Genomic DNA, 18,325 nt, shown 5'->3' on the forward strand with positions numbered 1-18,325 from the left:
GGCTTGGCACAACACCGAGCACCGACACAGTGTCATCCAGTTCGTGACGCCTGCCCGATGTCACAGTGGAAGGGATCGTGCAATTCTTGGGCAGCGCCACGTCACCTATGAGGCTGTAAAGCGTGTCCAGCCTGGGCGCTGGAAAGGACGCGATACACGCGACTGGAGTCACTGTGGCTAGGTGTGACTCAATCCGTCAAAGGAACGTGGTGGCTTACTCGAAAATTTAAGGCTGGCCGCATCAAGGAGCGGACATGTTGCTTGACAAGTACCACCGGCCGAAAGCAGCCCTTCATATAGAACAATCCGGAAAGTTCAGAACTCAACGACTAGGTTGTTCGAGATTCAATGGTGGTTCCCGTGTTACGTACTGACCTCAAAGAGGTGGTGGTTCAGAGCTCAGTGGTATTCGACGACTAAGCCGACACGTGTCATCCGTGTTTTGAGAATGTGGACACGCTACGATTAGTGAACCTGATGAACTGAGCGAATATCCGCAGTCAACAGCAGCCAGCCCCGCCGCCGCGCATTCACCACGGGAAAGCGCGCCATTTCTCATGGAGATTCATGATGGACCGTATCGTCACCCACGTCTTGCCAGCCGAGTATGTCGTCGATGATGGCGACATGCGCCTGCTGCGCGCGCTGCCCCACGAGCGGCAAATCTCGGTCGGGCCCTTCGTTTTCCTCGACCATTATCGCCATCAGGGCCAGCGTGGCATCGGAGACCGCCCGCATCCGCATGCGGGTATCGAAGTCGTGAGTTATCTGCTGGAGGGTGGCGTGGAACACCGTGACAGCATGGGCTCGCACGACCGCCTGGTTGCTGGTGATGCGCAATTCATTCGCGCTGGGCGCGGCATGATTCACGCCGAACAGCCCTTGAGTGGCCGCCATGGCCTGCAACTCTGGGCCAGCCTGCCGCCTGAACTCAAGCTCGTCGAACCCAGCTATACCTCCATCCGCGCGCCCGATATCCCGTGCGTCGATGGCGAGGGTTCAAGACTGTCTGTCATCGCGGGCGCCGTGAACGGTGTGCACGGCCCCATGGCGCTCAGCGGAGGAGCTGTTTTCGCGCGTCTCCAATTGCAGCCGGATGCAGTCGGTACGCTAGTGGTTGATCCCTCGGTGGAATTGGGGCTTTATGTCCTGCAAGGGCAGGTCGAGGTGGGCGAGGTGTGTCTATCCACAGGCGAGTTGGGAGTGTTGGGCGACGGTGCACAGATACGGATCACGGCGCACGGCATCGAGACCACCGAACTTGCGCTGGTGGGCGGCCGGCCCGTCCAAGGGGACGTCCTGTTCTCCGGACCGTTTGTCATGGATACGCCCGAGCGCCTGGCCCAGGCCAAGCGTGATTTCACGGCGGGCAGGATGGGTCGTCTGGAAGGCGTGCCATATTGATGCCGATACGGAACTTTTCCCGGAGGACGGGGACCACCCATCGTGCGCCGAAGTCGAGCAGTTGAATTAACCAAACAGCTAGAGTGCGCGATAGCTGGTGAGGTAAGTGGCGTTCACGCTTCTGCTTCAATTGAAAGCTTGAAGGAGACCCTATCATGAACTCCTCCACCGTTTCGGTCACTTCCCTGGCTGACCTGGTGGCTGGACCGACTAGAGGTAGTCCCTGTAATGCCGCCTGGGCGCGGATGCGGGCCGCTGGCGTGCACATGATGAGTTGGTTTGCCATGGCGTGCATTACGTAAGGCGCGTTGACTCGCGGTCTCAGACGGCAGAATATTGAACGCCCGCCAGCTATGATACCCGTTTTAATTAGGCTTCATTTTTGCTGACGGAATATGGTAAACAGTACGGTTCCGGGGTTTTATAACTACACCGAAAAGCAGGATGATTATGTCTGAACATACCAGCCTTAGTCGTATTCGCTGCGCGGCGTTGCATGACCGCGTGATGAGCGCTGAAGACGCGATCAAGTATATTTTCTCTGGTGCGAACGTCGGCATGAGCGGGTTTACTGGGGCCGGCTATCCCAAGAAAATCCCACTGGCGTTAGCTGATTGGATTCGTCAGCAGCATGCCGATAACCATGAGTTCAAGATCAACGTCTGGACGGGTGCTTCCACAGCGCCCGAGCTTGATGGTGCCCTGGCCGAGGTTGATGGTATCGAGATGCGGATGCCCTATCAGTCCGATCCCACCAGCCGTGCCCGGATCAACAGCGGACAGATGCAGTATATGGATATTCATTTGTCCCACGTCGCCGAGTATGTCTGGTTCGGTTTCTTCGGTCATTTGGACATTGCCGTGATTGAGGTCGCCGGGATCCGCGAGGACGGCAGCCTCATCCCGGCAGCCTCGGTGGGTAACAACAAGACCTGGATCGACTTGGCCGACCGAGTAATTCTGGAGGTCAACTACGCCCTCAACGAAGGGCTCGAGGGCATGCACGATATTTATTACGGTACGCGATTGCCGCCCAATCGCGAACCCGTGCCAATCCTCAAGCCAGGTGATCGCATTGGATCCCAGTATTATCACTGCCCGCTGGACAAGATTGTAGCCATTGTCGAGACCCAGGCCCACGATCGCGTCAATGCTTTCACCGAGCCTGACGATGATTCCAGGCGGATGGCCCAGTACATCATCAAGTTCCTGGAAAACGAAGTGAAAAAAGGCGTCCTGCCGCCCGAACTGCTACCGATTCAGGCGGGCGTTGGCAATATTGCCAACGCCGTGCTCTTCGGCTTAGGGGACAGCCAATTTCAGAACCTCACCGCCTATACGGAAGTGATTCAGGACGGCATGCTAAAGCTGGTGCAGGATGGCAAACTGTCCCAGGTCTCGGCCACTGCATTGTCGCTGAGCCCAGCAGCGGTGAAAAATTTCAATGACAATATCGATTTCTACCGTAGCAGAATCGTGCTGCGAACCCAGGAGATCAGCAACCATCCCGAAGTCATCCGCCGACTTGGCGTTATCGCCATCAATGGCATGATCGAATGCGATATCTACGGTAACGTCAATTCCACTCATATTACCGGCAGTACTATAGTGAATGGTATCGGCGGTTCGGGAGATTTCACCCGTAACGCCTTTCTGTCTTTCTTCGTACGACCCTCCATCGCCAAGAATGGCGATATCTCGGCTATCGTACCTATGGTCTCGCACACCGACCACACCGAGCACGATGTCCAGATTCTGGTTACAGAACAAGGTCTTGCCGACCTACGCGGCTTATCGCCAAAACAGCGGGCCGAGACGATCATCGAAAACTGTGCTCACCCTGACTATAAAGAGCAGTTGCGCGACTACTTCCAGCGCGCCAAGCAACAGTCGAATCGCGGCCAGCACACCCCGCATATTCTCTCCGAGGCGCTCAGCTGGCACGATCGGTTTGAAAAGACGGGAAGTATGAAAAAGTAGGTCCGCTACGACCGAGTCCGGCCTCAAAACGGTTTTGTAGTTTTGCCGCCGTAGGATATACCCACATTAATCGGATCGCATAGAACCAACCACCCCCCACGGTCATCATTTACGTATCGTCCATAGTCTCGATGGTTTCAGTTTTGGCGGCGAGGCCCGGGATGCTCTGCCGCCATATCCGACGTGCCACGGAGATACATGCTGTGGCACGCACGCTGCCTGCGACGCAGGGGGAATCGGTCACTTGGACGGAAGGCAGCGCGACGAACCTGCCTTTCCAAGACGCGGCCTTTGATCTCGTGCTATGCCAGCACGGCCTGCAATTCTTCCCCGACCGGAATGCAGCGCTGCGCGAGATACACCGGGTGCTGACTCCGGGCGGCCGGAGTACGGTGATTGTCGGGCAGGCAGTCGAGCGGCATCCGGTCTTTGACGCCCTCATGAATTCCGTGGCGCGCCACCTTGGACTTCCACTGGCTGCGGTCGCTCTTCCTTTTGCTCTCCACGATGTGGATGATCTGCGTGCGTTATATGGCTCAGCGGGCTTTGGTGCGGTCGAGATCACGCCCGAATCCATTCATTTGCGCTTCCCGCAGGCGGACCGCTTCGTCCCGCTGGCCGTCGCCAGTTCCGCGGCAGCCGTGCCTCCTTTTGCACAGTTGGAGAGTTCCGCGCGGGCCAGGTTGCTCGATGCAGTCCGCGAAGAAACCGAGCCGGTCGTGAACCGGTACCGGGAAGGGGACATCGTGTCCTTTCCCATGCATGCCTATGTGATCAATGCGTCGACCTGAAGAAGATTAGCCGGTTGCCGCGGTCATGCACCCTGAAGCGGACTCATCCTTTCGGACACCAGCAGCGTCAGCGCAGTGTCGGGTGATCGGCTAGCTCATTGATGGCCCATTGCGCGGCCTGTCTGCCTGGCAAAGATAGGGGAAAGTACCGACTTGCTGGATATTGATGTATTCAAAGGGTAGGTCTACGATTGTTCTAAATAAAAACTTTTGTTCGCAATCCGAATAAATTAACTGATGAACGGATTTATGGTCCAGCAAGACGACAACTTAGCGGCGGACGGCAAGAACGTCGTCAAGTCCCTGATCAAGGGCTTGCGCGTCCTGGAAGCGTTCAGCGCTGGCGAACCCGAGCTCACCATGGCCGAGATTGCCCGACGCAGCGGCGTCGACAATGCCACCGCGTTCCGTTTTCTGGGGACGCTGGTCTCTGCCGGCTACGTGTGTCGCGTGCCCGATACGCGGCTGTTCCGTCTGACTACCAAGGTGCTCGACTTAGGCTTCAGCGCGATTGCGCATGCTGACTTGCGCACCTGCGCACGGCCCATTCTTCGTGGGCTGGTGGGTGAGATCAATGAAGCGGCTTCGGTGGGGGTGCTCGAAGGATGGGAAGTCATGTATGCGGAACGGATGCAGGCCGGGTTGACGCGATTGGGCGTGGACATTCGGATCGGCAGCCGCGTACCCGCCTATTCCACCGCGATCGGCCACGCAATCCTGGCCTGGCTGCCCAAGAGTGACCAGAAGAAGATTCTCGGTTCCCATCCGCGGCCGGCGCTCACGCCGACCACCCTCACCGATATCGACGAAATCCTCCGGCGGCTTCAGACAGTGCGTGAGCGTGGGTACGCCGTGTCGGATCAGGAGAACGTCTCGGGGCTCTTCATCGTCGCGGCTCCGGTGCTCGACGCCGACGGCGTGCCGGTTGCGGGCCTCAGCGTCGCGGCGCCGGCACTCAGAATGAGGCTCCCCGAGTTTGAAGCCCTCGCGGCCGATCCCGTCCGGACGGCGGCGGCCGAACTTTCAAAATCACTTCAGGCGTCGGGGTGCTTTGCTACCTCGGTGAATTCAAGAACGGCATAGGAGAACGACGTGCCAGACGTAAACTTTCACGGGATCATTCCGGCGATCGCCATCCCGTTCAACGAAGACTACAGCATCGATGCACCCGAGCTCCAGCGCTTTTCCCGATGGCTGGGTGGGCAGCCGGGGATCACCGCCCTCATGACCAACGGCCACACGGGTGAAGTCTTTGCCCTGACCCCGCGCGAGCGCGCGCAGGTCACCCGCCTCGTGGTCGAGGCCACAAAGGGCATCTGCCCGGTCATCTCCTCGGTGGTATGTGAAGGCATCAAGGATGCCGTCGAGCAGGCCACCATGGCGAAAGAGGCGGGTGCTTCCGCGCTCGACATCATGCCGCCGCATCACTGGTTGCGATTCGGGTTCCGCCCGCAGCACTGCATCGACTATTTCACGGCCATCGGCGAGGCTACAGGTCTTCCGCTGGTCGTGCACGTGTATCCAGCGTGGACGAGGGCATCCTTTTCGTCCGATCTCCTGGCGCAACTCGCAAGGCTGCCCCACGTTGCGGCATTCAAGGTCGGTACGCGTGAAATGAATAAATATGCCCGCGACATCGAGGCTATCCGCCGCGCAGATCCGTCGAAGGCGCTGCTCACCTGCCACGACGAATATCTGCTGGCGTCCATGGTGCAGGGAATCGATGGTGCGCTCGTGGGTTTTGCCTCTCTGGTGCCGGAGTTGATCCATCAGCTGTTGCAGGCCGTCAGGCGTGGGGATCTCAAAGAAGCCGTGGCTGTGCAGGCGAAGATCACGCCGCTCAAGGACGCCGTGTACGGCGCGGGTGAACCTACCGGCGAGGCCCATGGCCGCATGAAGGCCGCCATGGCGCGCGCGGGCATCCTGAAAAGTCCGACGGTGCGCCCACCCACCTGCGAGCCATCCGCAGACGAATTGTTCGCCATTGATGCTGCTCTCCGGAGCGCGGGGCTGCTCCAGCGAGTGGCCACGCCCGCCTGAGAGCGGAGGGACGACAGGCGCGGTTTTGCCGCTGGCCTGCGGTCTGAAAGAGACAAGGAGACAACCGTGTTGAGAGCCGTCGAAGAGTCGCCGCAAGGCGCAAGCGGAGCGTTGATAGAAATCAGTGGTGCGGGGAAAACCTACCGTACCAAGGGGGGTGACGTCAGAGCCCTGGATGGAATTGATCTGAGCATTGCTGACGGCGAGTTCGTCAGCATCGTCGGTCCTTCAGGGTGCGGGAAGAGCACTCTGTTGCGGATACTGGCGGGGCTGGACGATTGCACAGACGGTGAAGCCAGGATGGAAGGCCGGGCCATTTCGGGGCCGCCTCCGGGTGTCGGCGTCGTCTTCCAGTCCGCCAATCTCCTGCCGTGGCTCACCGTGAGACAGAATGTGGAGCTGCCGATACGGGTGGGTGGCCGACACGACCGCAGCACCAAGGCAGAAGAGCTTCTGTCGATGACCGGGCTCGAAGGCTTTGGCGATCGATTCCCTTATGAGCTCTCCGGCGGCATGCAGCAGCGCGCGGGGATCTGCCGGGCGCTGATACGCAATCCGCAGATGCTGCTCATGGATGAGCCGTTCGGCGCCCTGGACGCCCTGACGCGTGAGCGCATGAACCTCGAGCTGCAACGCATTTGGCAAAGCAGCAACAAGACGGTAGTGCTCATCACGCACAGTATCTCAGAAGCCATATTTCTGGCCGATCGCGTGGTAGTCATGTCGTCCCGTCCAGGCAAGATCCTGCGGGACATCCCTGTCAGCATTCCACGGCCACGGGCGTTTGAGACCATCTTGTCGAACAGCGAATACACGCGGCTCTCCCGCGACATCCGCAAGCTTCTGAATGCCCAGGGAGGTGTCGAATGAATGCACTCGTACAGCCGCGCGGGCAGGATGCCGCTGTCGCAGGCGCCGGGAAAATCATGAAATTTCTGAAAGAACAGGCCAGTACCTTCATTACGCTCGCTGGCGTCGTCGTCCTGGTGTCCGTGTGGTCGCTGAGCGTGAGTGTTCTGGGAATCCCGTCGTATATCCTGCCAGCACCGTCCGCCGTGGTGCATGCCCTCTGGTCTGGGCTCGCCGTGTCGCCGGATAGCCCGATGGGATATTACCAACCTCTCTGGAGCACGTTCAGCAACGCTGCGCTGGGCTTTCTGATCGGTACGGGTACCGGGCTGGTGCTGGGCTCTGCCATGGCGGAGAGCCGCACTGTGGAGCGGCTGATCATGCCGTACGCTTTTGCGCTGCAAAGCCTGCCCAAGGTAGCGATCACGCCGCTCATCGTGGTGTGGCTCGGCTTTGGCGACGGATCAAAGATCGCGACGGCTGCTCTGCTGGCCTTCTTTCCCATCCTCATCAACAGCTTCACAGGTCTCCGGTCGGTGGATCCTGAGAAGATCGATCTCATGCACTCGCTGCGCGCAACCCGCATGGAAACCTATCGCATCGTGAAGCTGCCCAATGCCGCACCGTACCTGTTTGCCGGTCTGGACATGGCGGTCGTGTATGCGTTGCTGGGCACTATCGTCGCGGAATTCCTGGGCGCGCAGCAAGGGATGGGGGTCGTGATCACGCAGGCACAGGCAGTGACCGACATCGCCGGCGTGTTTGCCGCGCTCATCATCCTGGGGGCCATGGGTGTTTCCTTGCACGTGACCGTCCGGGCGATCGAAAAGCGCGTCGTGCACTGGGCCGATCGTAACAAACACTAGATCCACACTTTCCAAGGAGAGAGACATGACGACACGTAGAGATTTTCTGCTGACATCGGGAAGTATTGCGGCAGCCCTGGCGCTGTACGGAGGCCGCAGCGTCGCGGCCGGCACCCGTACTGTGACTCTTGGAACCGGGCTCAAGGCCATGAGCCCCATCGTCATCAATCTGGCAATCGGTGAAGTGCTCGGGTATGCGAAGGAGGAGGGCATCAAGCTGAACGTGCTGGCGATGGGCACGAATGCGAGCGTGCAGGTTGCGGTGGACAAGGGTGATGCCGATTTTGGGGTTGGTGTTCCCTCCTTCGGGCTGCCGATTCTCGCGAAAGGCGACTGGCATACGTCGAAGAACTTCTATGAGTACACCTACCCTTACAAGTGGGACATCGCGGTGCTTCCAGACTCGCCGATCCAGAGCTACGAGGATCTGAAGGGTAAGCACATTGGCGTTTCGGATTTTGGCGCCACTGACTATCCGGTGACGAAGGCGGTGCTCAAGATGCTCGGCATGGATCCCGAGAAGGATTTCAAGTGGATCTCGGTTGGCAATGGCGTGCAGGCCGGGGTCGCTCTCGAACGCAAGGCCATCGACGCCCTGGCTTATTACGACACCGGTTTCGGCCAGATCGAGGCGGCCAAGATCGCATTCAGGCTGCTGCCGCGTCCGAAGAACCTGCCCCTGGTGGGCGGGCAGTTCCTGGAGACCCAGGTGCGAACTTTGCAGAAGGACAAAGAACTCGCTGTCAAGGTGGGGCGCATCGTCTGCAAGTCATCCCAGTTCATCCTCGCAAATCCGCGCGCGGGTGCCGAAGCCTTCCTGAAGATGTACCCAGAGACCGCCCCGCGCGGCAGCGACCATGCTACGGCCGTCGCCGCCATACTGCTCGCTATCGGTCGCCGCCTGAAGCTCTACAGCCCACCGTATGCCGGCGCGAAGATGGGGAGCATCAATGTCCAGGAATTCAAGACTGAGGCCGCGATGCATGGGTGGGACATCAAGGACTACAGCGCCTTTTATACCAACACCCTGATCGACGAGATCAACGACTTCGACATCGCCAGCGTCCAGGCGCAGGCGAGGAACTACCGGTGACTGCGCGGCGTGTGCTGGTGACGGGTGCGAGCTCCGGCATCGGGGCTGCAATCGCCGGGCGCCTGCAGGCTGACGGCTGGCAGGTGACGGGCATGGACCGCAATCCGCCACCGCATCCGCGGACAGGGATCACTGACTTGCAGGTCGATCTGGCGGATGTGGGTGCGCTACTCGCCTTGCGGCCTGAACTGGCAGGCTATGACGCACTAGTCCATGCCGCCGGATTCATGGCGACTGCAACCCTTGAGGCGCTCGACCATGCACAGGGTGATGCCATGTGGCAGGTACACGTGAGGGCCGCCGAAGTGTTGGCGAGTCTGATCGCGCCCACCATGCCCGACGGTGGCAGGATCGTGCTGATCGGCAGCCGCACGTCTGACGGTGCCACGTCGCGTAGTCAGTATGCGGCGACCAAGGCGGCACTGACCGGACTGGCACGCTCCTGGGCGGCGGAGCTCGTCCACCGGGCTATCACCGTGAACGTCGTGGCGCCTGCCGCCACTGAAACCCCCATGCTGCACGATCCGGCACGTGCCGACACGCCGCCCAAATTGCCGCCGATGGGCCGTTACGTGCGGCGTCGTGAGATAGCTGCGCTCGTGGCTTTCCTGCTGGGTGAAGATGCCGGTGCGATTACCGGCCAGCGCATCGTCATTTGCGCTGGAAGCTCTCTCTGATGAAATCTTGGGATGGAACATGAAGATTGTGGACATACGGGAAGCGACCAAGTTGATCGCCTCTCCCATCAGGAATGCCTATATTGATTTTTCGAAGATGACGACCAGCCTGGTCGCCGTCGTCACCGACGTCGTGCGCGACGGCAAGCCCGTCGTGGGATATGGGTTCAATTCGAACGGCCGCTACGGGCAGGGTGGCCTGATACGCGAGCGATTCGCGCGTCGTTTGCTCGACGCTGATCCCGGGAGCCTGCTGAACGATGCGCACGACAATCTCGACCCGGATCGGATCTGGGCGACGCTCATGTCCAACGAAAAGCCGGGTGGACACGGCGAGCGCTCAGTGGCGGTGGGCACCATCGACATGGCCGTGTGGGATGCGACTGCGAAGATCGCCCGCGAACCTCTGTTCAAGCTGCTGGCGAAGCGCGCAAATCTGGAAGCCAATCCCAGGGTCTTCGTCTACGCTGCGGGTGGCTATTACTATCCCGGCAAGGATGTCTCCGCGCTACGCGCGGAGATGCGTGGCTACCTGGACAGAGGCTACAACGTCGTCAAGATGAAGATCGGCGGCGCTCCGCTCGCAGACGACATCCAGCGCATCGAGGCCGTGTTGAAGGAAATCGGCAGTCAGGCGAGGCTGGCAGTCGATGCGAATGGTCGCTTCGATCTGGATACAGCCATCCGTTACGCGAAGGCGCTGCGTGAATACCCCCTGTTCTGGTATGAGGAAGCCGGTGATCCGCTGGATTATCAACTGCAGAGCGAGCTGGCCAATTATTATCCCGGGCCCATGGCAACCGGCGAAAACCTGTTCAGCCACCAGGATGCCCGGAACTTACTGCGCTATGGTGGCATGCGCCCGGATCGTGACTGGCTCCAGTTCGACTGCGCGCTTTCCTACGGGCTGTGTGAATATCAGCGCACACTGGACTGCGTCCGTGCGGCCGGCTGGTCACCCAGCCGTTGCATCCCGCACGGTGGGCACCAGATGTCCCTCAACATCGCAGCGGGCCTGGGCCTGGGCGGGAACGAGAGCTATCCGGATCTGTTCCAGCCCTATGGCGGCTTTCCGGATGGTGTTTCCGTAGAGGACGGCCACATCGTGATGCCCGAACTCCCCGGGATCGGGTTCGAGGGCAAGGCCGCACTCTACAAGGAAATGAAGGCCCTATCGAGCTGATCCGTAGGCTACGGACATTGGCCCGGACTTTGGCTGGACTCCTTTTGGGAGATCTCCGTGCATTCGTACGCAGAGCGCACGAGAGCCGTGCAGCTGTATAGCCGGCACCAATGGACAGGGAAATTCCGTTTTCAAACCGGCGTGTGTGGCAGCTCCTCCAAGGGCGGTGCCGGCGGCAGGCCAGTAGCCTCGCAGATCTCTTTTTCATCGAGGGTCTCGTGGTCGAGCAAGGCTTGCACCAGCGCATCCAGCGCACGGCGATGCTCGCGCAGCAGCGTCAGGGCCTTGCTGTGGCATTCCGAGATAATGGCTTGGACTTCGGAATCGACCAGGCTGGACGTCTGCTCGCTGAGCGTCGGCCCGCCGCCGTATGTATTGCCGAGATAGGGGTTCTGCCGCCCCGCAAGCTGCACCAAGCCCAGTTTGTCGCTCATCCCCCAACGAGTGACCATATTGCGCGCCAGACCGGTGGCCTGCTCGATATCGTTCTCGGCGCCGGTCGTGCGGGTGCCGTACACGACTTCCTCGGCTGCCCGGCCACGGCCTTGGCGAGCAAGGTCTTGCCGGTGCCCGGGGCGCCAACGAGCAATACCCCCTTGGGCGCGGAACCACCCAGACGCGAATACTTGCCCGGATCCTTGAGGAAATCGACGATCTCGACAAGCTCGTTCTCGGCCTCGTCGATGCCCGCCACATCGTCGAACGTGACCCGATCCTCGGTATCCTGATCGTAGCGGCGCGCTTTGCTTTTGCCCATGCCAAAAGCCGCGCCCATCCCCCCCGCCTCCCTGCGCCGCGCGCCGGTACATCCAGACATAGAAGGCGATGATGAACAGCGCGGGCCCAAAGCCGTACAGCAAGGTCTCGATCAAGTTTCTTGTCTGGATCGGTACGGCCTGGATCTCGACCTTGTGCTCATCCAGAAAACGCTCGAACCCCGGGTCGATAAACGTCGGCAGGATGCTCTCGAATGTATGCGAAGTGCGTGGACTGCTTTTCGAGCCGACCGACGGTGAGCCCCCACCTGAGGCCTTAGGGGACGGCCAGGTGAAGGGTCGCACGAAACGGCCCTCGATGCGGTCGCCCTGGCTGTAGATGGAGGTCACATTGCTCTGCGCAACCTGCTCTTTGAAAACGGTATACGGTATCGTGATCGGCGTTTCCTCGCCCGGCGTGAAAAACCGCATCAACGCATAATTGATTGCCAGCACGACCAGAAACACCCACCAGATGCGGCGAGGACGCAGCCCTCCTGGAGGGTCGCCCTGGCCCGGTGCTGAAGGGCGTCCTGTCGGTGCCCCGCGCGGCGCATCGATACGATTGGGCGAACGGCTTGTCTGGGACCCTTTCATGCCGATTCCTTGCGTACGAGATGTTTACGAAGGCGGCGCTGTGCAAAGCGCAGATCGGGCGGGTACGTCCAGCCTGTCCCGATCAGGAGGACAGGAAAAGGTTATCAGATATTTTGGGCGCGCCCGTTGACAGCTCTGCATTTACCTGACTAAAGTCAGGAAAATGGACGAAGACGAACTCTTGCAGGTCCGGCGTTTCAACCGGACGGTCACTCAGCGGATCGGGGTGCTCAGCGACAATTATCTGGGCAGCGGCCGCCCGTTGGGCGAGGCCAGGCTGCTGTTTGAAGTTGGTCGGGAGGGTGCCACGGTACGCGATCTGCGTGCGCGCCTAGGGCTGGATTCGGGCTATCTCAGCCGATTGCTGCGCAGGCTGGAGGCACAGAAGCTCACGACGACGCGGCGCGACGCGGCAGATGCCCGGGTGCGGCGGGTGGAACTGACCCCTCGGGGCAAGAAAGAATGGGATATCCTGGACCAACGCTCTAGGGAGATGGCCGCTTCGCTTCTGGCCGGACTGGGTGCTTCCCAGCGCCAGCGTCTGCTGGCTGCCATGGTAGAGGCCGAACGCCTGCTGCGGGCCTCGGCTGTCACCCTGGAGGCGGCCGACCCTTTGAGCGTAGAGGCCCGGGCGTGCATCCAGGCCTATTTCCGTGAGCTGCAGGAACGTTTTGACGCAGGCTTCGACCCTGGGCTGAGCGTCTCGGCCGAGCCGGAGGAGCTGGTGCCGCCCCTGGGCTGGCTGCTGGTTGCGCGGCTAGACGGGGAGCCCGTCGGTTGCGGCGCTCTCAAGATCAAGCAGGGCCGTTACGGGGAAATCAAGCGTATGTGGGTGGCGCCATCCGCACGAAGGCTGGGAATCGCCCAGCGCCTGCTGGACGCGCTGGAAGCTCGGGCAGTGGCAGCGGGCGTGGATGTGCTGCAACTGGATACGAACCGTCATCTGGCTGAGGCCCGCAGCCTGTACCTGCGCAATGGCTATGCCGAAATTCCGCCGTACAACAACAATCCCTATGCCCACTACTGGTTCGAAAAGCGGCTGACACGTGATATCTCGGCGAGACAGTCGTCTGGTCCCCCACGCACGACTTGAATGCTGCAGGCCAGCATGAGATTCAGGGGAAGGCCGAAGTCCTCGACCTGGAGGCCTTGTGGGTCTACCAGCCTTCCATCCGGATCCATCGTGTGGACGACGCGCTGGGCGATGGCGCGGATGTCGTCCGCGTAGCCCCAGACGGGCTTGCCCAGAGCTGTCGCGTACCCCACCTCGAACACCGTGCCTGAATCCGGCTCTGCGCCGCGAAACGGGTTGAGATTGGCCATGACGATATCCGCGCGCTGGATCAGTCCGAGGTTCGCCTGGCAGATCCAGGCCGCTGCTTCTGGCTTCGGTAGTCCGTGGGGCACGGCATTGTCCAGCGGGTACAGGCCTTCGAAGCCATGCGCTCGGCAGGCGGCCTTGAGGGATTCGCCATAGGCCCCGGCATCGGGCCGAAAGACATCGGGGCCGGCAAGATAGATGGACGTCATGACGCCAGTGTATTCTGACGCGATGGATGCCCTGATTGCCGCTTCCGCACACGCGCTCGCGGCGGGTGATCCACTGGATCGATGCGCGAGACGGCAAGATCGATATGTATGGCAAGTTGCCCTCACCGATCGCCGTACTGACGCTGGATCAGGATCCGGCCACCGGCAAGCTCGCACTGGTCAAATACCATAACGTGGATACCTCGTCGGTCAACGGCTTGTGGATCACATGCGGCGCCAGCCTCTCGCCCTGGGGTACGCATCTGTCGTCAGAGGAATACGAGCCGGACGCTTTCGCTGACCGTGCCAGGAACCACATGGATGCCTACAGTCTGCATCTGTACGGTGACGCGGCGACGGCCAACCCATATCACTAATCCGGGCGCTGGTGGATGACGGCATCAGACCCGCCGATATCATGGATGTGAAGTTGGTGGACCCCTCTGATGCGCGCTACAGCCGGATCGTCGCCAATGACAAGACCGAGTGGGTCAGAATCATGCCGGGAATGGATCAGGCTGCCGCGTTTCTTGAAACCCACCGCTACGCCGCGTACGCAGGTGCCAGTATGGGCTTTACCAAGATGGAGGGCACCACTGTCAACATTCGTGACAAGGTGGCTTACTCTGCCTTGCAGAACATTCAGTCCTCGATGGTGGTCGGGCATGCGGCCAATGTCCCGGGTAATGGCATTCCCGTACCCAGGCCGCTGATTGCTGGCGGCGTGATGGCGCTGAATCTCAAGGGTGGCCTGAAGGACACTTCGGGCGCAGCTATCGACAGCGAGTGGATGCCCGCTGATGTGGCGCCGCTGCTGTTGGGTGAGGATCTGTTGGACGCAGGGGGCAAAGCGCTCAAGGGGGACATGATGGGCAATACTGCAAACCTCGACAAGGTAGCCAACCCCGACAACCTGAAGTTCTCCGAAAGGATGAGGACCTTGTTCATAGGGGAGGACTCCAGCCAGCACGTCAACAACTTCCTGTGGGCCTACAACGTTGACTCTGGGCAGCTCGCGCGCTTGATGTCGATCCCTGCGGGGGGTGAGTCCACCGGCCTGCACGCGGTGGACGAAGTCAACGGCTGGACCTACATCATGAGCAACTTCCAGCACGCCGGCGACTGGGGCAGCATTCACCAGCAGGTGCGGGGGATACTGGATCCGCTGGTGCGCGCGAATTACAAGGATAAGTCTGGCGCCGCAGTGGGCTACCTCACGTCTACGCCCAGCCAGTTCGCGCTGCGTAAAACCTAGTTGCCCTGGTTCCCTGCGGGTTTCGTTACAGATGCAAGTGCAGGCCCGCCAAATCGCCATGCTATTGTGAAGTCGCGGCCTTCGCAGTCAGAAAGGAGAGCAGGATGAAAATTGCACATCAGCTTGCTGTAGTGGCGGTCATGGGACTGTCGGCGACACTGCTGGGCGGTTGCTCGGTTGCGAGCCACCAGGAGACCATGGGTCAGTACGTCGATGGTTCGGTGATCACCACCAGGGTCAAGGCAAAGATGGTGGACGAGCTAGGGGCCGCCGATGCCGCCAACATCAGCGTGAAGACCATCCAGGGCGGCGTCGTGCAGTTGTCGGGCTTCGCGAAGACCCAGAAAGAGCGGACGCGGGCCGGTGAAGTGGCGCGATCCGTTTCGGGCGTGACGGAAGTGCACAACAACCTGGTGGTCGTCCCATAGGCGTAGTGTCTTCAGGCGGGGATGCGCCAGCGTTCACCAGCGGGCGGTGCGCCCCTCCACACTGTCAGGGTTACGGCAGGACTGGGCTTGGTCCTTACTGAACGACCTTCGTCTTCAGGATGTCGGCCACGCCGGGAAAGTGGCTCAGAGCCGCCGGCGGCAGTTTTGCGTCGGTGTCGGCGTAGGGCGGCTGGGCCGGGTCTGCCGACCCGACGATGATGCGTCCTACCATTCCGGCGTGTTCGTGCGGGATGCAGAAGTAGTCGTACACCCCTTGCACCCGGAATGTCATTGCGAACGATTCACCGGGCATCAGGTAGTCCGAGTTCCAGCTGTCCGCCCCCTGCGGAATGCGCAGCGGTTTGCCGTTCTTGGGGTGATAGGCCGTGGTGGTGTGCACGTTGCCCGTGTCCTTGTTGATCCAGCGAACGGTCTGCCCAGGCTGGATCAGCAGGCCGCGGGGCCGGAACCAGACCTCGGACCCGTTGGCCGTTCCCGATAGCGCGATCTCGACCTCGTCGGCGGCGGCTGCCTTGCGCAGCAATGCCGCCGAAACCAGAAGGCCGCCCCCGGCCGACAACAGCAGCCGCCGGCGAGGGTTGTGGGCAAAGGCCATTATTTTGCGACTCGGCTTTCCTGGCTCGCCGGAATGTTCCACAGGACGATGTGGATGTGCGGCTCCGCCACGCCTGGATGCCCCGCGTTGTACACGATATCCACGTGATCGACCTTGCCGGCGGGCGTTTTCAGGTCATGCAGGTTCATGTCCGGCTTCATCATCGAAATCGGGATCATGTAGGTGGTGTTTACCAGCTTGCCCTTGTGGTCGTAGCCCAGGAAGGGGCCGGCGGGAAGCGTGGCGGGGTCGACGAAAAGCTGCCCCATGCCGGGGATGAAATCCGGCAGCTTGACCAGTGAGCTGACCGCCTTGTACGGCGCGGCTGGTGGCGCTTTCATGACGGAATGTTGTGCAGCGATTGCGCTGGTGGAGCCCAGCGAGAAGACCAGTGCAATGCTGGCAGCGGTTGCGGTGGCGAGGGAACGGATCATGGCATGCTCCTATGAGTGGATAGGGGTGTGGAAGAACCTTCGACTGCCACCATTGGATGCTGCTGCCGGGTCACGCGTTTCACTGTTACACGGATTCTGGGGTCCCAGCCATTCGGCTTCCCTCCGCGGGGGAGTCCAGGTTCAACGGCACCACATGGTTTTGTCCGTCGATGTGTGCCAGGTGGCGCCGGGAGACGGCCAGGACCGTCGCGCCCATCAGCACGGCGACGGCCCCCACCCAGTACGGCACGTGATCGTTGATGGTTTCGCCCAGGTATCCCGCCAGCCAGGGCGCGACCGCGCCGCCGCTGAAGCGTACGAAGCTGTAGGCGGCGGACGCCACGCCGCGTTCCACGGGCGCCGCATGCATGACGGTTTCGGTGACCAGGGTATTGTTGATGCCCAGGAACAGCCCCGCGACGACTACGCCGGCCACCAGGACTGCGCGGTGATCCGTCCAGATGGCCATGGCGACCAGCACCAGCGCGAAACCGGTCAGTGCGCCCAACGCGGACGGGATGGTGCCGAAGGCGGCTTGCAGGCGCGGCGCCAAGAAGACCGAAGCGAAGGCCAGCGCCAGGCCCCAGCCGAAAAAGGTCAGCCCGACTCCCTGTGCCGTCATGTTCATCGGAAACGGTGTATACGCCAGCAGGGTGAAGAATCCGAAGTTGTAGAGCAGAGCTGTGATGGCCACCGCCAGCAGCCCGGGGTGCTTGAGCGCGCGGAACGGGTCGCGCAGAGAGCTGGGGTGAGGCCGGGTCGCTGCCTTTGGCAGCAGGAAGACGGTGACCAGCAGCGCGAGGGCCATGAGCACTGACACGCCGAAGAACGGTCCGCGCCATGAGATGGATCCCAGTACCCCACCGATCAGCGGACCCGCCGCGATCCCGACACCCAGCGCGGCTTCGTAGAAAATGATGGCGTCGCGCACGGAGCCCTGAGAGGCGCTGACGATCGCGGTCAGTGCCGTGGCGACGAACAGCGCATTGCCCAGGCCCCAGACGGCGCGGTAGCCGACGATGGCGCTGATCGAGTTGGACATCCCGGCGGCGCCTGCGCCCACGATGATGATGAGCAGTCCCAGCAGCAGCGTGAGTTTGACGCCCAGGCGGCTGGAGACCACGCTGGTGATCAGCATGGCGAAGCCCATCACCAGCATGTAGCTGGTGAACAGCAGCGATGTCTGGGATGGAGTCGCCCCCAGAGAATCAGCGATGGGTTTCAGGATGGGATCCACCAGTCCGATGCCCATGAAGGCGATGACACAGGCGAAGGCCACGGCCAGCACGGCCTTGGGTTGTTGCAGCAATTTCATGATCTTGGGTGTTCCTGTTGAGGAGGTGTCTGGCGGTAGGCGGCATCCAGCAAGCTTGTGAGCGCCTTCTGGGCGCCCCGCAGGCGCTGCCGGTCAGCGGCTGTCAGTCTCTGGATCAGCGATTCGATGATGTCGGCGCGGGCCCGCCGGATATCAGCCAGGGCTTGCCCGCCTTCGTCGGTGAGCGAGATCCAGGCCGCTCGTGCGTCGTCCGGGTCCGGGGTACGAGCGACGAGGCCTTGGTCCTGCAGGCGCCGGACCAGGCTGGTCATGGTGGGCTGGCTACAGTGCTGGGCGCGGGCCAGGTCGCTGACGCGCGTAGCCTGCATTTCGTCGATCTGGGACAGGACGCGTGCCTGTGCGACTGGCAGCGTCCAGACGGTGTGGCGCGTGACCCAACGGTTGAGCCGGGCGACAACGTCCAGCAGTTCGGCGCCTGCGGACGCTGATTCCAGGGAAGTTGGCATAAGGGGATATAGGGCGGACCAGGAGGTCCGTCAATTACATAGATT

The 18,325-nt window shown here is 61.2% G+C and carries 19 protein-coding genes and 2 pseudogenes; 13 read left to right on the forward strand and 8 right to left on the reverse strand.

The window, feature by feature from the left end:
• Positions 1–567: 567 nt before the first annotated feature.
• The 10 genes from EPN31_RS12735 (at position 568) to EPN31_RS12780 (ending at position 10,883) form a co-directional block, all read left to right on the forward strand.
• Entirely contained in the window at positions 568–1,404 is an 837-nt protein-coding gene (locus EPN31_RS12735; RefSeq protein ID WP_291773746.1) for a pirin family protein, read from the forward strand.
• A gap of 450 nt (positions 1,405–1,854) precedes the next feature.
• Positions 1,855–3,384 (forward strand): acetyl-CoA hydrolase/transferase family protein, encoded by a 1,530-nt coding sequence (locus EPN31_RS12740; RefSeq protein WP_291773748.1) that lies wholly within the window; start codon positions 1,855–1,857, stop codon positions 3,382–3,384.
• 161 nt (positions 3,385–3,545) lie between these two features.
• Positions 3,546–4,175, forward strand: coding sequence for a methyltransferase domain-containing protein (locus tag EPN31_RS12745; RefSeq protein ID WP_291773751.1), 630 nt, complete (start codon positions 3,546–3,548; stop codon positions 4,173–4,175).
• Between the two features lie 249 nt (positions 4,176–4,424).
• The gene (locus tag EPN31_RS12750) at positions 4,425–5,258 is read left to right on the forward strand and encodes an IclR family transcriptional regulator (protein WP_291773753.1); all 834 of its coding nucleotides are present in this window, start codon (positions 4,425–4,427) and stop codon (positions 5,256–5,258) included.
• 9 nt (positions 5,259–5,267) lie between these two features.
• The gene (locus tag EPN31_RS12755; protein WP_291773755.1) at positions 5,268–6,215 is read left to right on the forward strand and encodes a dihydrodipicolinate synthase family protein; all 948 of its coding nucleotides are present in this window, start codon (positions 5,268–5,270) and stop codon (positions 6,213–6,215) included.
• A gap of 66 nt (positions 6,216–6,281) precedes the next feature.
• Positions 6,282–7,085, forward strand: a complete 804-nt coding sequence (locus EPN31_RS12760; RefSeq protein ID WP_291773758.1) for an ABC transporter ATP-binding protein — start codon at positions 6,282–6,284, stop codon at positions 7,083–7,085.
• Positions 7,082–7,930 (forward strand): ABC transporter permease, encoded by an 849-nt coding sequence (locus EPN31_RS12765; RefSeq protein WP_291773760.1) that lies wholly within the window; start codon positions 7,082–7,084, stop codon positions 7,928–7,930. Before EPN31_RS12760 ends, EPN31_RS12765 begins: the two co-directional genes overlap by 4 nt.
• A 25-nt stretch (positions 7,931–7,955) precedes the next feature.
• Positions 7,956–9,023 carry an ABC transporter substrate-binding protein gene (locus EPN31_RS12770; RefSeq protein WP_291773763.1) on the forward strand — a complete coding sequence of 356 codons (1,068 nt, stop codon included), beginning with the start codon at positions 7,956–7,958 and terminating at the stop codon, positions 9,021–9,023.
• On the forward strand, positions 9,020–9,700 hold the full coding sequence (locus tag EPN31_RS12775; protein ID WP_291773765.1) for an SDR family oxidoreductase: 681 nt from the start codon (positions 9,020–9,022) through the stop codon (positions 9,698–9,700). The genes EPN31_RS12770 and EPN31_RS12775 overlap by 4 nt, the downstream gene beginning before the upstream one ends.
• Before the next feature lie 19 nt (positions 9,701–9,719).
• Positions 9,720–10,883: a mandelate racemase/muconate lactonizing enzyme family protein gene (locus EPN31_RS12780; RefSeq protein ID WP_291773767.1), complete on the forward strand. Its 1,164-nt coding sequence runs from the start codon at positions 9,720–9,722 to the stop codon at positions 10,881–10,883.
• A gap of 131 nt (positions 10,884–11,014) precedes the next feature.
• Here the strand turns inward: EPN31_RS12780 and EPN31_RS16720 are convergent, their stop codons facing one another.
• The 3 genes and pseudogenes from EPN31_RS16720 to EPN31_RS16730 all read right to left on the reverse strand — a co-directional run.
• The gene (locus EPN31_RS16720) at positions 11,015–11,401 is read right to left on the reverse strand and encodes a hypothetical protein (RefSeq protein WP_367188316.1); all 387 of its coding nucleotides are present in this window, start codon (positions 11,399–11,401) and stop codon (positions 11,015–11,017) included.
• Complete coding sequence (locus EPN31_RS16725; RefSeq protein ID WP_367188317.1) at positions 11,314–11,700, reverse strand: AAA family ATPase; 387 nt, start codon at positions 11,698–11,700, stop codon at positions 11,314–11,316. Before EPN31_RS16725 ends, EPN31_RS16720 begins: the two co-directional genes overlap by 88 nt.
• Positions 11,701–11,791: 91 nt before the next feature.
• A pseudogene (locus tag EPN31_RS16730) lies at positions 11,792–12,235 on the reverse strand (ATP-dependent metallopeptidase FtsH/Yme1/Tma family protein); the annotation flags it as partial.
• A 163-nt stretch (positions 12,236–12,398) separates the two neighbouring features.
• Between EPN31_RS16730 and EPN31_RS12790 the strand changes: the two are divergent.
• Entirely contained in the window at positions 12,399–13,328 is a 930-nt protein-coding gene (locus EPN31_RS12790; RefSeq protein WP_291773771.1) for a helix-turn-helix domain-containing GNAT family N-acetyltransferase, read from the forward strand.
• Here the strand turns inward: EPN31_RS12790 and EPN31_RS12795 are convergent.
• Positions 13,256–13,765, reverse strand: coding sequence for a nucleoside 2-deoxyribosyltransferase (locus EPN31_RS12795; protein ID WP_291773774.1), 510 nt, complete (start codon positions 13,763–13,765; stop codon positions 13,256–13,258). The two genes, EPN31_RS12790 and EPN31_RS12795, sit on opposite strands and share 73 nt — an antisense overlap.
• Before the next feature lie 83 nt (positions 13,766–13,848).
• On the opposite strand from EPN31_RS12795, the pseudogene EPN31_RS12800 reads away from it, so the two are divergent.
• Together EPN31_RS12800 and EPN31_RS12805 are read left to right on the forward strand one after the other, a co-directional pair.
• Positions 13,849–15,020: pseudogene (locus tag EPN31_RS12800) on the forward strand (hypothetical protein); the annotation flags it as partial.
• 104 nt (positions 15,021–15,124) lie between these two features.
• On the forward strand, positions 15,125–15,448 hold the full coding sequence (locus tag EPN31_RS12805; RefSeq protein WP_291773775.1) for a BON domain-containing protein: 324 nt from the start codon (positions 15,125–15,127) through the stop codon (positions 15,446–15,448).
• Positions 15,449–15,542: 94 nt separating this feature from the next.
• Here EPN31_RS12805 and EPN31_RS12810 read toward each other — a convergent pair whose 3' ends face one another.
• The 4 genes from EPN31_RS12810 to EPN31_RS12825 all read right to left on the reverse strand — a co-directional run bounded on the left by EPN31_RS12810 (position 15,543) and on the right by EPN31_RS12825 (position 18,280).
• The gene (locus EPN31_RS12810; RefSeq protein WP_291773777.1) at positions 15,543–16,064 is read right to left on the reverse strand and encodes a plastocyanin/azurin family copper-binding protein; all 522 of its coding nucleotides are present in this window, start codon (positions 16,062–16,064) and stop codon (positions 15,543–15,545) included.
• Positions 16,064–16,498, reverse strand: a complete 435-nt coding sequence (locus EPN31_RS12815) for a DUF5602 domain-containing protein (RefSeq protein ID WP_291773779.1) — start codon at positions 16,496–16,498, stop codon at positions 16,064–16,066. The genes EPN31_RS12810 and EPN31_RS12815 overlap by 1 nt, the downstream gene beginning before the upstream one ends.
• A gap of 85 nt (positions 16,499–16,583) precedes the next feature.
• On the reverse strand, positions 16,584–17,813 hold the full coding sequence (locus EPN31_RS12820) for an MFS transporter (RefSeq protein WP_291773782.1): 1,230 nt from the start codon (positions 17,811–17,813) through the stop codon (positions 16,584–16,586).
• Complete coding sequence (locus tag EPN31_RS12825; RefSeq protein ID WP_291773784.1) at positions 17,810–18,280, reverse strand: MarR family winged helix-turn-helix transcriptional regulator; 471 nt, start codon at positions 18,278–18,280, stop codon at positions 17,810–17,812. Before EPN31_RS12825 ends, EPN31_RS12820 begins: the two co-directional genes overlap by 4 nt.
• Positions 18,281–18,325: the final 45 nt, after the last annotated feature.

Source organism: Castellaniella sp., from assembly GCF_004321985.1.
Lineage (GTDB): Bacteria > Pseudomonadota > Gammaproteobacteria > Burkholderiales > Burkholderiaceae_B > Castellaniella.

Coding starts and splice junctions, on each gene's coding strand:
- EPN31_RS12735 (WP_291773746.1), top strand. CDS start 568: ATGATGGACCGTATCGTCACCCACGTCTTGCCAGCCGAGTATGTCGTC.
- EPN31_RS12740 (WP_291773748.1), top strand. CDS start 1,855: ATGTCTGAACATACCAGCCTTAGTCGTATTCGCTGCGCGGCGTTGCAT.
- EPN31_RS12745 (WP_291773751.1), top strand. CDS start 3,546: ATGCTCTGCCGCCATATCCGACGTGCCACGGAGATACATGCTGTGGCA.
- EPN31_RS12750 (WP_291773753.1), top strand. CDS start 4,425: ATGGTCCAGCAAGACGACAACTTAGCGGCGGACGGCAAGAACGTCGTC.
- EPN31_RS12765 (WP_291773760.1), top strand. CDS start 7,082: ATGAATGCACTCGTACAGCCGCGCGGGCAGGATGCCGCTGTCGCAGGC.
- EPN31_RS12770 (WP_291773763.1), top strand. CDS start 7,956: ATGACGACACGTAGAGATTTTCTGCTGACATCGGGAAGTATTGCGGCA.
- EPN31_RS12780 (WP_291773767.1), top strand. CDS start 9,720: ATGAAGATTGTGGACATACGGGAAGCGACCAAGTTGATCGCCTCTCCC.
- EPN31_RS16725 (WP_367188317.1), bottom strand. CDS start 11,700: ATGTCTGGATGTACCGGCGCGCGGCGCAGGGAGGCGGGGGGGATGGGC.
- EPN31_RS12790 (WP_291773771.1), top strand. CDS start 12,399: ATGGACGAAGACGAACTCTTGCAGGTCCGGCGTTTCAACCGGACGGTC.
- EPN31_RS12795 (WP_291773774.1), bottom strand. CDS start 13,765: ATGACGTCCATCTATCTTGCCGGCCCCGATGTCTTTCGGCCCGATGCC.
- EPN31_RS12805 (WP_291773775.1), top strand. CDS start 15,125: ATGAAAATTGCACATCAGCTTGCTGTAGTGGCGGTCATGGGACTGTCG.
- EPN31_RS12810 (WP_291773777.1), bottom strand. CDS start 16,064: ATGGCCTTTGCCCACAACCCTCGCCGGCGGCTGCTGTTGTCGGCCGGG.
- EPN31_RS12815 (WP_291773779.1), bottom strand. CDS start 16,498: ATGATCCGTTCCCTCGCCACCGCAACCGCTGCCAGCATTGCACTGGTC.
- EPN31_RS12820 (WP_291773782.1), bottom strand. CDS start 17,813: ATGAAATTGCTGCAACAACCCAAGGCCGTGCTGGCCGTGGCCTTCGCC.
- EPN31_RS12825 (WP_291773784.1), bottom strand. CDS start 18,280: ATGCCAACTTCCCTGGAATCAGCGTCCGCAGGCGCCGAACTGCTGGAC.